This is a genomic window from Cutibacterium porci, from assembly GCF_009696315.1.
GTDB classification, from domain to species: Bacteria; Actinomycetota; Actinomycetes; order Propionibacteriales; family Propionibacteriaceae; genus Cutibacterium; species Cutibacterium porci.
The window spans coordinates 531,156-545,874 of sequence record NZ_VUMG01000002.1 but is presented as its reverse complement, the minus strand read 5'-3'; the positions used below and the strand labels follow the sequence as shown (position 1 = coordinate 545,874).

The following is a 14,719-nucleotide window of genomic DNA, read 5'->3' as shown; positions in this document are numbered from 1 at the left end:
CCGCGTCGTCGTTGGCTACGTCTACAGTGGGAGAGTACACATTCCCGTCACACCGGAGAGAGCCCTGACCACGACCTTGCACATCCACAACACCGATACCGGCGAAGGGGGCGTGTCGCGCCGCGTTGTCGCGGTGCCCATGTCGATTCCCATGGTGACCCTGGTCGGACCCAATGACGAATTCTTAAAACGTCTCGAGGACGCCCTGGACGCCGACATTCTGGTACGCGGCAATGAGATTCACCTTGCCGGCCATCCCGCAGATCTGGCGGATGCTGGAGACATCCTGTCAGAGATGATTGCGATCATTCGCACGGGACAGGGCCTATCCGCCGACGACGTCGATCGGGTTGTGGCCATGACCCGCAATGGAGAAGGCCCGGCCGAAATCATGACGGCCGACATCCTCAGTAGCCGCGGCAGAACCGTTCGCCCTAAGACCCTTAACCAGAAGCGGTATGTTGACGCAATCGACGCCAACACCGTCACGTTTGGCATCGGACCGGCTGGTACGGGGAAAACTTATCTGGCAATGGCCAAAGCGGTGCAAGCCCTGCATACCAAACAGGTAAGCCGGATTATTCTTACCCGTCCGGCCGTCGAGGCGGGTGAGAAAATCGGTTACCTACCTGGTACGTTGTCGGAAAAGATCGACCCCTATCTGCGCCCGCTTTATGATGCCTTGCGCGACATGGTCGACCCCGATACTGTGCCGCGCCTGCTTGGTGCCGGAACCATTGAGGTGGCACCGCTGGCTTACATGAGGGGCCGCACCCTCAACGACGCTTTCGTCATCTTGGATGAGGCGCAAAACACCTCACCGCAGCAGATGAAGATGTTCCTGACCCGGCTCGGTTTCGGGTCAAAGATCGTCGTCACCGGCGACATCACTCAGGTCGATCTGCCTGGCGGCATGACGTCTGGGCTACACGTGGTGCAGGGCATTCTCGACGGCATCGACGACATCGCCTTCTGTCATCTCACCAGCCGGGATGTTGTTCGCCACCGTCTGGTGGGCAAAATCGTCGCCGCCTATGACCGTTACGACATCGTCACCGAACCACACGGTGTCAAGGATCCGCGCAAGAACAGGAAGACCCAATGATCGACATCACGAATGAGTCTGGTTCCCCGGCTGATGAGGAGGGGCTCGTCGGACTCGCGACGTTTGCCCTTGATTGGTTGCGGATTCACCCGTCGTCAGAGCTGTCCATCATTCTCGTTGACGAGCAAACGATGGAGGCATATCACGAAAAATTCATGGGCCTTCCTGGGCCGACTGATGTCCTGAGTTTCCCGATGGATGAGATGCGTGCCCCCGGCGATGACGAAGACCCGCCCTCTGGGTTGCTTGGTGACATTGTGCTATGCCCGGCCGTCACTGCTCGGCAAGCCGCCGAGAATGGTCGTACCCCCGATGGGGAGGCGGAATACCTGCTCATTCACGGTTTGTTGCACCTGCTCGGTCACGACCATGCTGAGCCGGAGGAGAAACGCGTCATGTTCGGACTCAATGACGAGATCATCGCGGCATGGGATGATCATCGAGAACAGACAGGTCAGCGGTGACACAACAAGAATGGATCGTTCTCGCGATCGCCTTCATTTGCACGGTGTTAGCAAGCCTCAATGTGGCTATGGAGACAGCGCTTCAGCACATGTCCCACTCCAAGGCCGAGGCGCTTGCTGCCGACGGTAAGACCGCTCACCAACGAGTGCTCGATATGGTCGCCGATCCGGCGCCCTTCATCAATACGGCGATGCTGGTGAGGGTTATTTCCGAGGTGGCAGCGACAGCTCTCGTCGCGCTCCTCATTTTCGGTCATTTTGACCTTCCGTGGCAGCGGGTACTCGTCGTTATGGCGATCATGGTGCTCGTTGATTTCTTGGCATGGGGAGTGGCCCCGCGTACCTTGGGGCGCCAGCATGACACCGGTATTTGCACGTTTTGGTCCCGTCCCTGGCGAGTGCTTGCCCACATTCTTGGGCCTATCGCGGCCTTGTTGATCCTCATCGGCAATGCTTTGACTCCTGGAAAGGGATACGCCGAGGGCCCCTTCACCTCCGAGGCTGAGCTGCGCGAGATGGTCGACTATGCCGAGGCGTCCGACCTCATCGAGGCCGACGAACGGGAGATGATCCACTCGGTTTTCGAGTTGGGTGACACTTTGGCGAAGGAGGTCATGGTTCCGCGCACCGACGTGGTTTACATTCCCCGGACGAAGAATTTGCGTCAGGCGATGTCCTTGGCCCTGAGGTCAGGGTTTTCCCGGGTTCCAGTTGTCGGTGAGGGATTCGACGATATTCGCGGCATCGTCTACCTCAAGGATCTTTCACGACGGGTGCTTGACAATCCTGACGGCTACGTCACTGAAAGTGTTGAGTCGATTATGCGGCCTGCTGTGCTCTGCCCGGACTCTAAACCGGTCGACCAGGTGCTGCGCGAAATGCAGCGGGATCGCAATCATCTCGTCATTGTCGTCGACGAGTTCGGCGGTACAGCGGGGCTGGTGACGATTGAGGATATTGTCGAGGAAATCGTCGGCGAGATCGTTGACGAATACGATGCAGAGCCCACCCTTACCGAGGAGATTGATGATGGTGTTTTCCGGATTTCCTCACGCCTGCCGGTTGATGACCTGGGCGAGCTATTTGACCTCAAGGTCGACGACGACGACGTTGAGACAGTAGGTGGTTTGATGGCCAAGGAACTATCCGTCGTGCCCATCCCTGGATCTGTCATCATCTGGGAAGGGCTCGAGATCACCGCCGAAAAGGCAACCGGTCGGCGTCACCAGGTGGACACCTGCTTGGTGAGGCGAGCTCCCGAAGACACCCCCGATGAGGAGGACGACGATGAGTGACGATGACATGCCCTCGCTGGCCGATCTCATGGACGGTGACGACGAGGAAGTCTCCGATGTCGACTACGTTGCTGCTCGGGTAGCGGAGTCCACCCACGCCGGATTCCACTCTGGCTTCGTATGCTTCGTCGGGCGCCCAAACGCCGGTAAGTCGACCCTCACCAATGCCCTCGTTGGTTCAAAGATCGCCATTGCCTCGTCAAAACCTCAGACCACCCGTCATGTCATCCGTGGCGTAGTCACCGACGAGAAGTCTCAGATAGTCGTCATCGACACTCCGGGTCTCCATAAACCGCGTACCCTGCTAGGTCAAAGACTCAATGACCTCGTCTTCGATACCTGGACTCAGGTCGACGTCATCGGGGTATGTCTGCCCTCTAACCAGAGGATTGGGCCAGGCGACACCTACCTCGTCTCTCACATCGCTGACCTTCCCCGTCGTCCTACTCTTGTCGCACTGGCAACGAAATCCGACCTCGTGCCTAAAGCGCGGATGGCCGAGCACTTAGTTGCCATTGACAGGCTGCAGCAGCAGGTTGGCGTCGAGTTCACCGAGATCATTCCGTGCTCTGCAGTATCCGGCGAGCAGGTCGATGAGGTGCGCGACGTCATCGTTTCTTTGCTACCGGAAGGGCCGGCCTACTATCCAGACGGTGAGGTAACCGATGAACCGACCGAGACCCTTGTTGCGGAGTTGATCCGCGAGGCGGCGCTCGAGGGGGTGCGTGAGGAGCTTCCCCACTCCTTGGCTGTAGAAATCGTGGAGATGGGGCTTCGCGAGGGCCAGCCCGACGATCAGCAGCTACTGGACGTTTACGCATCTCTCATCGTGGAGCGTGAGTCCCAAAAGGGCATCATGATCGGGCACCATGGCTCCCATATCAAGCAGGTCCGCACCCACGCCAGGCGGCAGATCGCAGCTCTGCTAGGAACGCCGACTCACTTGGACCTCCAGGTCAAGGTGTTGCCAAATTGGCAGTCCGACGTGAAATACCTCAACCGATTGGGGTTCTGAGATATCTGACGATCTTACAGAGCCGAGGCCGTCACCTCGCCGCCGACAACTGTCACGTCACTCGTAAGCGCTGCCAATGCGTCGCCAGACAGGTCGAACGGGTTGTGGGCCACAGCGATGACATCGCCTGGCCCACCCCTGACAACCTTTGCCACGTGACGGGTGCTAGCCATGATCGCTTGGGAGAGGGTGAGCGCCTGGTTGGGGTGCCAGCTTGGTCGCTTGCCGACGGTTCTTTCGACAGCTACGCGGATTGCGCCCCACGGGTCGACGGGGGAGACCGGTGCGTCTGATCCCAGTGCTAAGTCGATCCCAGCGTTGACCATGTCGGCGAATCGGAAGCATCGGTTGGCGCGAGTAGCCCACATGACGTCGATCGCGTCTCGATCGTCGACAAGATGTAGTGGCTGGACGCTCGCCCGCACCTTGAGAGCTGCGAAACGGGACACATCCTCGTCGGCGAGCAGCTGAGCGTGTTCGATCGATCCGGTGGCTCCGGTCGCTTCAAAAGCATCGAGGACCTCGCTGACCGCTCGGTCGCCAATAGCATGGATCGCACACTGCAGGTTGCCATACTTCGCTTGCCTCATGAGGTTGACGAGGTCTTCGGACCTCACTGAGTCAATTCCGGCTCCGTCGGGGCCTCCGCCTGCTGGGTACGGGTCCGTGCACCAGGCAGTACGCGTCGACATCGAACCATCAACGATGACCTTGAGCGGGCCCATAGCTACTCGGCTTGGGCCAGGTTTATCAGTGATGGGGGATTGACCGGTGGCTAAACCCTGCCTAAGAGCCGCATCTAACCGCTCGGGATACACACTGACCTCAACTCGTAGGGGACACCGGCCATCGGCCTCGCGTTGTAGCCATGTGCTCACATCGGTGTTGAATTCCATATCGCGAATGCCAGTTATTCCGAGGCGTGCTGCGGCGCCACTGCAGCTTCCTACCCAACCGTCCAAAACGTGGCGGTCGACTTGCGAAAGCTGAGTTTGGATGTCGAAACTGTCCTGCTCGCGTAGGAATCCGTTTCCCCCGATACCGAGTTTGCGCATAGCGGCGGTGTTGCACCATGAGGAATGCAGATCAGCTGAGACGAGGACGACGGCACGATCACCGGTGACAGCATCGAGTTGGCTGGCGTTAGGGTTTGAGCTCCATAGGGAAGGACGGAATCCGAATCCCTGCAGGATCGGCTCGTTGCTGCGCGCGCGTCTGCTGACATGGGCGGCAACTTCCTTCAATACCGTCTCGCAGCTTGCCGTCTGGCTAATGAGGAACTTTCGCGACGCTAATGCCCACTGCTCGACGTGGACGTGCTCATCCCATAGGCCAGGCATAAGGAGTCGACCATCAAGGTCAATGCTCCGTACCCTTGCATGGCGGGCGTGGTGGCGCGCTTCGGGGCCGAGTGCGAGGACACGATCTGAAAGCAATACGTCAGTGAGGTCGCTGATCGACCCGTCCGTGAGGTCGAGAATTCTGGCGTCGTGGAGCAAGATCACTCCCAGATAGTCCCACCGACGGCGGGTGATGTCACACTCTGGACGGTTCTGAGATATATCCCACGCATCGTCGATTGCGGTGTACTGTGACGGCCATGTCGCGTGCACTCCTCCTTGTGTGCCGCAGCGAGACCCGTTGAAAGGGTGGCCTCCTCGCTGCGGGGAAACGGGCTACCCGAAACATCACACACGGGAGATATCATGACGCGAATTCAGCCTCGCCCTTGCCAGCTCACCAGCCCAATGCCTACCCGGCGTTACAAGCCTTTCGTGCCGCAGCAATTGCCGGACCGTACCTGGCCAAGCAAGACCTTGGACCATGCTCCCCGTTGGCTATCCACCGATTTGCGTGACGGTAATCAGGCCCTTATTGATCCCATGACTCCGGCTCGCAAGATGCGGATGTTCAGACTTCTCGTTGGCATGGGTTACAAGGAGATTGAGATTGGCTTCCCTTCAGCCTCCCAGGCTGATTACGATTTTGTCCGTCAGGTTATCGAGTCCGATATCGTCCCCGACGACGTCACTATCTCGGTGCTGACTCAGGCCCGTGAGGACCTCATCGAACGTACCGCACAGAGTTTGGTCGGTGCGCACCGTGCCACTATCCACATGTATAACGCGGTCGCAGAGCTTTTCCGACGCGTCGTTTTCAAAGTTGACGAGCAGCAGTGCATCGACCTAGCTCACCGGGGTACTGAATGGGTTGTCGCATACGCCGAGAAATACCTTGGTGACGTTGAGTTCGGCTATGAGTATTCTCCGGAAATCTTCAGCCAAACCCCCACTGACTTTGCCATTGAGGTGTGTCACTCTGTGATGGACGTCTGGCAGCCTGGACCGGACCGTGAAATCATCCTTAATCTTCCCGCCACCGTTGAGATGAGCACCCCGAACACCTACGCCGACCAGATTGAGTATTTCTGTCGCAACATTCGTGACCGCCAATACGTGTGCGTCTCTCTACACCCGCATAACGACCGTGGTACTGCCGTTGCAGCCGCTGAGTTCGCTCAGATGGCGGGGGCTGATCGTGTCGAGGGGTGCCTGTTTGGCCACGGCGAGCGCACGGGCAACGTTGACCTTGTCACCTTGGGCATGAACCTCGTCAGCCAGGGGATCGACGCAGGTATCGACTTCTCTGATATGCCAATGATCCGCCGTACCGTCGAGTACTGCACCGGGCTGCCAGTGCCAGCTCGTCAGCCCTACGCCGGTGACCTCGTCTTTACAGCCTTCTCCGGTTCTCATCAGGACGCCATCAAGAAAGGCTTGGAAGACCTGGAGCGCCGGGCTCAGGACCAGGGCATCGGAATCCACGAAATCGACTGGCAAGCACCGTACCTTCCCATTGACCCGCACGACGTCGGGCGTACCTACGAAGCGGTCATCCGCGTCAATAGCCAGTCCGGTAAGGGCGGTATGGCCTACCTCTTGAAAACTGAGCATCAAGTCGACCTGCCGCGTCGTCTGCAGATTGAATTCTCTCGCGCTGTGCAGAATTACACCGACGACCAGGCCCGCGAGGTCAGCCATGATGAGATCTGGGATCTGTTTAGTCGCGAGTACCTGCAAGCTCCCGGCATCGAGTTGGTCAGCCGCATGACGTCTACTGAGACCGGTAGCCACCAGCTCACCGCTAACCTTCGAATTGATGGTGAGGACGTTCAGATCCGGGGCGAAGGTAACGGTGCGGTGTCGGCGTTTATCGACGCTCTGGCTTCCCTCGACATCGTTGTACAAGTGCTCGACTATTCTGAGCACGCCATGACCTCAGGCGGTACTGCCAAGGCGGCTGCATACGTTGAATGTGAAATTGGGGATGGCGAAACTTCGCGAATCCTTTGGGGAGTTGGCATTGATCCTGATATCACGCAGGCTTCCCTTAACGCGGTCGTCAGTGCGGTGAATCGTGCGCGTGAGGTCGGCTGAGCTGGACCACATTGGCGGCTTCCCTCACTACCGTGACAGGAGACCGCGAGAACCGCCGCGCGACGCCCCAAAGATTGCTGTTCCCAGTGCCCAGGTGGTTATACCCAGAAGCCAACCCATCGTGTTCGACGTGGTGGCGGTGTGCGGTACTCCGGGTAGAAAACGACAGTACCCATGTGACTGGAATATGACGATCAGCATAAGCGTCAGGGGAGCTATTGGAAGGCTAACGAGGCGGCCCAATATACCCTCAATCAGGAGTGCTATTCCGGCGCAAATCATAAGGGTTGGCACAAACGCGGCCATATCTGCCCATCCGAATAGATCGGCTACTGGGGTGGGGGAGGATGGATCAAGATAGCGCGCCCCGGGTAGGAGTTTTAGGGGAAGTATCCTAAGAATGCTCGTCATAATGAGCGGTGTCATTATTGCAGGGGCGGTGGCTAGGAGAGCGGTGGCTGCGAAAGATAATTCCAGCCGCCGCGGTGAGGTCATGACGAGCCATGTAGCGGGTATTACCGCAGCAGCCACGCTCAGACTTATCATGAGCACAGGGGCTACCTCCATAAGGAGGATAGGTCTGGGCCATTCCGAATGGTCAAGGTATAAATTGACGCGCGCGTACCACCAGATGACGGTGATGAACACTCCCGCCACGTTGGTGGTTACCCACGTACACGGGTGCGCGATGATGCGCGCTGTCACTTTTGCCCCAGATCCGCTGCGGTGAGTTGACAATGCATGATCTTGGTATCGTGAGATTTCCACCACGCTTCAAAGGAACGCTTCGGGATGTCAGCTAACGGGCTGTTGGTTCCGTTCTCGGGACTGAACCCGCTTCGCTGACGAAGGACCGCGTCAAGCTCGAGCGCGGACGCGAGGTGACTTGATGAGAGTGGGCACGCCGGCGATCCCGCCATCACCCGTGCCACATCTGCGGCCACTTGGGCCCGGAAAGCTTGGGGATCGGAGCTCGGAACTGGCGGCAACCAGATATCTGCGACGGCGTCAGGGCTGTTGTCCTGAGTCATCGCCAGTGACCGGCGATGGTCCTTTGGTACTTGCGCGAGTACCTGTCTTGCCGCTTCGATGGCCGGAGTCTGAAGACTTTTTGCACCAGGGAAAGTGCAAACTCGTATTTTGTCCTGGTCGGTACATGTGACGGTACGCTGGCTAGGAACGACGATGTTTGGGGACAATAGTGTCATTGCGGTGATGAGAATGACGGGCACTGCGACGTTTACTGCGGATGTGGTGAGACGGCGGACTAGCGGTAAACCGGAATCCGTTACCGCCAGTGCAACGTTCAGCATGCACGCGCCGGTAAGACAGAACAACGCAACGCGGTAGATCGCCACTGAAGCAGAGAAATCCCACGCTCCTTCGGGACTTGTCATACCCCAGGTCAGTGACGACGCCAGGGTTGAATATCCCGTGTTATTCAGCACGACATCGTTGAGGAATATTGGAATTCCAAGGAGTGCTCCTGATAGCAGAGGGCCACCTAAAGCTGAATATGGAAAACGAAATAGCAGACATGCTGCATAAGAGACACATGTTGCCATGAACAGTCCACAGAAAACTCCCAGAAGAGCGAGGATATCTGTACCATAAATCTTATGTATGGAGGCCCGTATGAGTGGTGCAGCCATACCGACTGCCAAGCCAATGCTTACCGCAGCAGATGTCTCGGCAATTTGCCTCCACGCGATCGTTTTTCTGGGGCGAGCAGGCGCTCGGCCAATAATAACGTTGTTGGGGGCGTGCGGGGCAGTCTGTATCACGGTCATCGCCATGATGACGAGAACAAACGGTGCTAGTCCCTCGCGGTACGTTACGACAATTCTACGAATATCTGTTGGGCGCCAATCAAGAAGAGGCCGTGCCGCTAATAGTGAGATGACAGCGGCGATCGCAACTGCCACGAGAAGCAGTGTCCAAGAAGTCGGGCGCGAACGGAGTGGGCCATCACTCATGCTGAATCTTCCGGTTCCAAGAGTTTTGTGTACCCAACTTCAGCTGCCGACATCCCAGGGGATGAGATGGAAGCCATCGACTCGATTTCGGCCATTGTGCCGCAGAAACGCAGCCGACCTTCCTCGAGGACAAGAACCTGGGAAGTCATGGCGCTGAGGTCTTCGATGAGGTGGGTGGAAAGAATGATTGTCGAATCGACCGCGATCTGCTCGACGAGCTCACGCAATTTTACACGCTGCACTGGATCGAGGCCCACGGAAGGTTCATCCAAAAGGACGACACGAGGGTTATGAACAATTGTACAGGCAATACCAAGACGTTGTCGCATTCCACCCGAGAGTGAGCGGGCTCGCGAATTTCTTCTGGACCACAGGCCGACCTTCTCGAGGGCTTGTCGTGCGGCATTTGTACATTCGCTCGGGGCCAGACCATGCGCCCACGCCGCGAATTCCGCGTTGCGGAGGACCGTGGAAAATCCCATGATGTCGAACGACTGCGGAAGGTAACCAAGGTCAGGCCTCACCAGGTTGCGCTCACGTGTGGTGTCATGACCGCACACCGTCAGCGCACCGGACGATGGTGTGAGAAGGGTTGCCAGAAGCCGGATGAGGGTGGACTTACCGGCTCCGTTTGGGCCAACGAGACCTATCACTCCTCCATCAACTGCGAATGTAACATCGTGGAGCGCTATGCGACGACGGTATGAATAGCTGACGTGATTAGCGTGAATGGACGGTGCGGTCACGGCCACCGCAGATCTGAGGACTCCGATTTCGCCCCTGTTGATGAATTAGTTCTCGTGTAGATATCCCATCCTGACTTCGGATTTCCAACGACTGTCCACGTGGCATTACGCACATTTGATTTGGATGCTGAGGCCATGCGATCATCCCATCGCCATGTTTCGTGATACATGGCCACCGCCACGCTGCTGACGGAATTGCTGCACCCAGAGCGCCCTCCTACGGAATGTGCAACGGTGTTGGACGCGCGTACGGGCATATTTGCCACAAGACTGCAGTGTGAGGCTGCTTCGGCGTTAGTTGCGGACATAGCGATTCCCATTGCTGCTAATGTCGTGAACGCTGCAAGGCTGGCTACATTAAAGTAATGGCCTCTTTGGGGGGGTAACATCTTTTCCTCCTTCAAGGGAATCTAGATCTCTACGATGGCTTAAGGGTGTTATCACACCGATACCACAATCCAGTTATAGGCCAGTTCTGGATTGACGTCAAGTAGCGGTAGCGGTGGCTACCTCAATGTATATTCTGCCGGAGGATCTCCCTTGGGATGAAGGATCCGAGAGTATGTCGGGACGTGTCGCTCGTTTCGTCATCGATCGATAACAGGTCGATGGCTCAGCAACTATGTCTCTCCTGAGAAGATGTTTTCAAATTATGCGGTTTGCGTTCTTCGTTCGTGAGTAGGCTTCGAAGCGATTGGGGGCGAAATGGGGTGGGGCACTTGTGGTGGCGGTGAGTGTTGCATATTCCGTCATGCCCATTCCCTGATTTTAAATGAGAATATATAAAACCACGAATGGTCTCGATCGATTCGATCTCTCTTTTTCAAGTTATCTTAGCTCGAGCTGGCTGAATGACGACGCTCATTGCATTGGCTCATGCGGTTCAGTGGGCATAGATCCACTCGTATGTTGATTCGTGATTAACCCGCAATCCATCAGCTGATGGCGAGGTGCGTATGACAGTTTCTATCGTCAGACCATGAGCCTGTCAGCGCAAGCGCATGTCGATGTCACGTCGCCTGGACAGGGATTCATGACGGTGGGGTGGGATTGGGGACAGCCCCACCAAACCTCCGGTCGCGTTTGGCGTATTCCACCACCGCAGCCCAGAGGTCCCGTCGATCAACGTCGGGCCATAAGACGTCAGAAAATACCATCTCGGCGTAAGCCGATTGCCACAATAGAAAGTTCGATGTGCGCTGTTCTCCGGAGGACCGCCAGAATAGATCGACATCGGGGATTTCAGGCTCGTCAAGGTGCGCACGGAAAGTCCTCTCCGTGATGTGATCTGGATCAATCTTTCCCTCGGCGGCCATATGAGCGATGTCACGCACCGCGTCAACAATCTCTGCGCGACCGCCGTAATTGAGACAGAATTGGAAAGTGAGGACAGTATTATCAGCTGACTGTTCTTCAGCGGATTCCAATTCCTTGATGACTGATTTCCACAATTTGGGACGGCGTCCGGCCCAGCGGATGCGCACTCCCATGGCGTCAAGTTCATTGCGACGGCGGTGGATGACGTCACGGTTGAACCCCATAAGCCATCGAACTTCATCAGGAGAGCGCTTCCAGTTCTCGGTAGAAAACGCATATGCGCTCAAATACGGGATGCCCATTTCGATTGCGCCCTCAATAACATCGAAAAGCGCATCCTCGCCGCGTGCGTGACCTTCAGTGCGTTTAAGACCTCGCTGCTTGGCCCAGCGTCCATTACCGTCCATGACGACGGCGACATGTTGGGGGATCAGCTCTGGTGGTAGCTCAGGTGGACGAGCTCCGGACGGGTGCGGCTGCGGGCCGCGTTTTGGGGGTCGCGGTGTGGTTTGGGCCATGAGTCACAGCGTAGTGGGATTGGGAGGGCGGTGAGGCCAGTCGTGCGCTGTCGTCGTGGTGACAACGGTGCACGACCGGTTTCACAGGGTTGTCCATACGATAATGATTCCGGAGCCGAGGCACGCGATGATCGAGGCGACGCTCGTCCAATGACTGATGCGTTCACGAGTGCGTCCAGAAATGCCCGGGGAATTGGGTCGCAACCGATCAATAACGACGGGAAACCATGCCGGAATAAGGACGATCCACCACGACACAATGAACGTCAGAATTCTGACGATGAGTGGCAGATCGGCAGTTCCAATGCGCTGGCTCGACGAGATGAACAGCGGGATAGTCGTGAAATTTGTAGCCATCCCGAGAGCTCCCCAGGTAAACATGCCATAGGCGCCAGCGGACCGTGGCCCTGAGGCGTTCTTGCCTCGATGTCTCTGCAGGCGATGTGAGCCCCATTTCTTCCATGCCAGATAACAGCCGAATAAGAAAAGCGCGACGCCCAGCACCCGGTCAACGGCGTGCGACGCTAGTTGACGGGAAGCGAAATCAGTGGCCGCAGTGCCTAACAGGCCGAAACTAGTGACGCCGATGGCCCCGAGTACCAGGCCGGCACCAGAGACAAAAGCCCAACCGTGGTTCTGCCGTTGGCCGTGTACTGCCGCGCTGGCGTTGAGGATCATAACAGGGCTGACGGCAGCAACAAGTACCAAATACCAGACACTGCCGAGCAGCGTGGAAAAGGAATCCATGGGCGTCTCCTGGTACGGGGTTCCAACGGGTGAGGCCGTCTACCTGCGACGAACACTTCCTACCTTCTCACGGCCCATGTTTCGGCTGTACGCCATTGTGGAGAGACAATAGGTGACATGCCCACCTACCGTGATCAAGCCATCGTGTTGCGTACGCACAAGTTAGGTGAGGCTGATCGGATCGTGTCAATGCTTTCACGTGAGCACGGTAAAATCCGTGCGGTGGCGCGAGGGGTCCGGCGCACCTCCAGTAAATTCGGTGCTCGGTTAGACCCGTTTAACCTCGTCGACCTGCAGCTCGTAAAGGGACGCAACCTCGATGTCGTCAGTCAGGTGGAGTGTCTGCATCCGTATTCAGCGCCGCTACGGCAGGACTACGCCCTGTTTACCGCTGCTGAGGTGATGGTTGAGGCTGCCGACCATCTAGTGCCGGTAGACCGTGAACCGGCTCCGACCCAGTACAGGCTGCTAGCGGGTGCATTGCGGGTGCTGGGGCAAGGGACGACGGACGGTCCTCGACCGCCCGAGATGGTGCTGGATTCGTATCTGTTGCGTTCGCTTGCGGCGTCAGGATATGCCCCGGATCTCGTCGACTGCGTCCGGTGCGGGGCACCTGGCCCACACCCAGGATTCTCGCCGAGCCTAGGGGGTGTGGTGTGCATCAACTGTCAGCCACCCGGGACTCCTCATCCTCATGAAGAGACGATTTCGTACCTACGGGCTTTACTGGTGGGCGACTGGGCCGCCACCCGCAGCGTCGCGTGGCCGAGAATTCGTGAAGGTTCCGGACTGGTAGCAGCATTTGTGTCGTGGCATATGGATCGTGGCCTGCGGTCAATGCCTTTTGCGGAGCGGTGAGCTGCTATTAATGGGCTGGTTATGGCTTGCCGGTCCCGACCTGTGTGGGGGCCTGCTACGTCTCACGAAGAGGCTTTGCGCGCGGAATACGCGCGTTAACAACCCACCAACCGTTGCGCAGACCAATGGAAATCTCGCCACGGAGCAGGGTGACACGCTCTTTTAATCGCGCAATACCCATTCCAGTCGACCGAACGGGTTCTATCTGAGAGCCAATGACGGGATTAGAGACGGTTACCACAACGTCATCGCCGTCATCCATGACGGTGATTTTCGCTGTGGAGGGGCCGTTGTGTTTTATGGCATTGGCGGTGGATTCGTCAAGAATTCGGTTGATAGCGTCGGAGACACTGACCGGCATCGGAGCGCACGTGACCGACGATTCAACATGCCAGCCCAGTGTCTCGAGCCGAGTCACCATAGCAGCTACTGTGGCCTCGACGGAGTCCTCATGAGTGGGGGAGGAGATGAGCGGGAGGTCGCGGTTACGCAGCACGAGGAGTAGGCGCTGAAGGTCGTCTAAGGCCGTCCGTGATGTCGTTTCTATTGATTTGGAAGCTGTGATCACGGCCTCATCTGCGGTGTTGAGGCGCAATGATCCCGCCAACATAGTGATGACGGTGAGATCTTTGGCCACCATGTCGTGGAGCTCGGCTGCAAGCTGCTGACGCTCTTCTTCGCGGGCATGTGCCGCCTGCTCGAGAGCATCAGCAGCTTGCTTCTCGGCTTGTTCACGGCGGTTATCGAGCCAGCGGAAAGCGGAGCCAAATCCTATACCGATTATGCACGCGATACATGTCACCAAAAAAATGGACACCCATCGTGCATTGTGGCCAGCTGCTCGAATGACAATAACGGCCGTTCCGATGGCGGCCGGAATGAGATGGTAACCTAGACCACGTTGGCTGGCGAAGAACGCGAGTACGACTAACAGCGGAATGCTGAATGCGAGATTCCCTGCCATAACACTGCTGACCAGACCGATAAGCAGTAACAATTCCTGGACTATAGGGTGCTTCCAGCACAACAATGCAACGACACTGAAAACGTACGTGACCGCCGTCCAGATCATCGCACCGTCGCTCCGATGAGTCGCGACGGCCACACGCAAATCGTCTAACCCAGACAGGACTAGCACAGTGATGATGACAGCCGTGATAGTAGCGGTTCGACTGTCCTTTTCGAATATAAGGTTGCGTACAGTCGAAGCACTATTCATCAATGCACATCTCGCGGGTTAG

Annotated in this window: 12 protein-coding genes; 6 read left to right on the top strand and 6 right to left on the bottom strand. The window is 57.3% G+C overall.

Features of this window, described 5'->3' with window-relative positions; all coding sequences use genetic code 11:
* Nucleotides 1-76: 76 nt before the first annotated feature.
* Genes FYJ43_RS06480 through era form a run of 4 tightly spaced genes read left to right on the top strand, consistent with a single transcriptional unit; the run spans nt 77 to nt 3,879 of the window.
* Complete coding sequence (locus FYJ43_RS06480) at nt 77-1,105, top strand: PhoH family protein (RefSeq protein WP_154563046.1); 1,029 nt, start codon at nt 77-79, stop codon at nt 1,103-1,105.
* Nucleotides 1,102-1,569: an rRNA maturation RNase YbeY gene (gene ybeY / locus FYJ43_RS06475; RefSeq protein ID WP_154563044.1), complete on the top strand. Its 468-nt coding sequence runs from the start codon at nt 1,102-1,104 to the stop codon at nt 1,567-1,569. Before FYJ43_RS06480 ends, ybeY begins: the two co-directional genes overlap by 4 nt.
* Nucleotides 1,566-2,864 carry a hemolysin family protein gene (locus FYJ43_RS06470; RefSeq protein ID WP_326833396.1) on the top strand — a complete coding sequence of 433 codons (1,299 nt, stop codon included), beginning with the start codon at nt 1,566-1,568 and terminating at the stop codon, nt 2,862-2,864. Before ybeY ends, FYJ43_RS06470 begins: the two co-directional genes overlap by 4 nt.
* Nucleotides 2,857-3,879: a GTPase Era gene (era, locus tag FYJ43_RS06465; RefSeq protein WP_154563042.1), complete on the top strand. Its 1,023-nt coding sequence runs from the start codon at nt 2,857-2,859 to the stop codon at nt 3,877-3,879. The genes FYJ43_RS06470 and era overlap by 8 nt, the downstream gene beginning before the upstream one ends.
* Nucleotides 3,880-3,893: 14 nt before the next feature.
* Here the strand turns inward: era and FYJ43_RS06460 are convergent, their stop codons facing one another.
* The gene (locus FYJ43_RS06460; protein ID WP_326833452.1) at nt 3,894-5,384 is read right to left on the bottom strand and encodes an amidohydrolase; all 1,491 of its coding nucleotides are present in this window, start codon (nt 5,382-5,384) and stop codon (nt 3,894-3,896) included.
* A 201-nt stretch (nt 5,385-5,585) separates the two neighbouring features.
* Between FYJ43_RS06460 and leuA the strand changes: the two genes are divergently transcribed.
* On the top strand, nt 5,586-7,316 hold the full coding sequence (gene leuA, locus FYJ43_RS06455; RefSeq protein WP_154563040.1) for a 2-isopropylmalate synthase: 1,731 nt from the start codon (nt 5,586-5,588) through the stop codon (nt 7,314-7,316).
* A gap of 701 nt (nt 7,317-8,017) precedes the next feature.
* Here leuA and FYJ43_RS06450 read toward each other — a convergent pair.
* From FYJ43_RS06450 to FYJ43_RS06435, 4 genes are all read right to left on the bottom strand, one after another.
* On the bottom strand, nt 8,018-9,241 hold the full coding sequence (locus FYJ43_RS06450) for a hypothetical protein (protein ID WP_154563038.1): 1,224 nt from the start codon (nt 9,239-9,241) through the stop codon (nt 8,018-8,020).
* A 47-nt stretch (nt 9,242-9,288) separates the two neighbouring features.
* A complete protein-coding gene (locus FYJ43_RS06445) occupies nt 9,289-10,038 on the bottom strand; it encodes an ABC transporter ATP-binding protein (RefSeq protein WP_154563036.1) in 750 nt (249 codons plus the stop codon).
* 1,031 nt (nt 10,039-11,069) lie between these two features.
* The gene (locus tag FYJ43_RS06440) at nt 11,070-11,762 is read right to left on the bottom strand and encodes an isoprenyl transferase (protein WP_229771664.1); all 693 of its coding nucleotides are present in this window, start codon (nt 11,760-11,762) and stop codon (nt 11,070-11,072) included.
* Between the two features lie 192 nt (nt 11,763-11,954).
* Nucleotides 11,955-12,620, bottom strand: coding sequence for a hypothetical protein (locus FYJ43_RS06435; protein ID WP_154563033.1), 666 nt, complete (start codon nt 12,618-12,620; stop codon nt 11,955-11,957).
* A gap of 117 nt (nt 12,621-12,737) precedes the next feature.
* Between FYJ43_RS06435 and recO the strand changes: the two genes are divergently transcribed.
* Nucleotides 12,738-13,478 carry a DNA repair protein RecO gene (recO, locus tag FYJ43_RS06430; RefSeq protein WP_154563031.1) on the top strand — a complete coding sequence of 247 codons (741 nt, stop codon included), beginning with the start codon at nt 12,738-12,740 and terminating at the stop codon, nt 13,476-13,478.
* Between the two features lie 55 nt (nt 13,479-13,533).
* Here recO and FYJ43_RS06425 read toward each other — a convergent pair whose 3' ends face one another.
* On the bottom strand, nt 13,534-14,697 hold the full coding sequence (locus FYJ43_RS06425; RefSeq protein ID WP_154563029.1) for a sensor histidine kinase: 1,164 nt from the start codon (nt 14,695-14,697) through the stop codon (nt 13,534-13,536).
* Nucleotides 14,698-14,719: the final 22 nt, after the last annotated feature.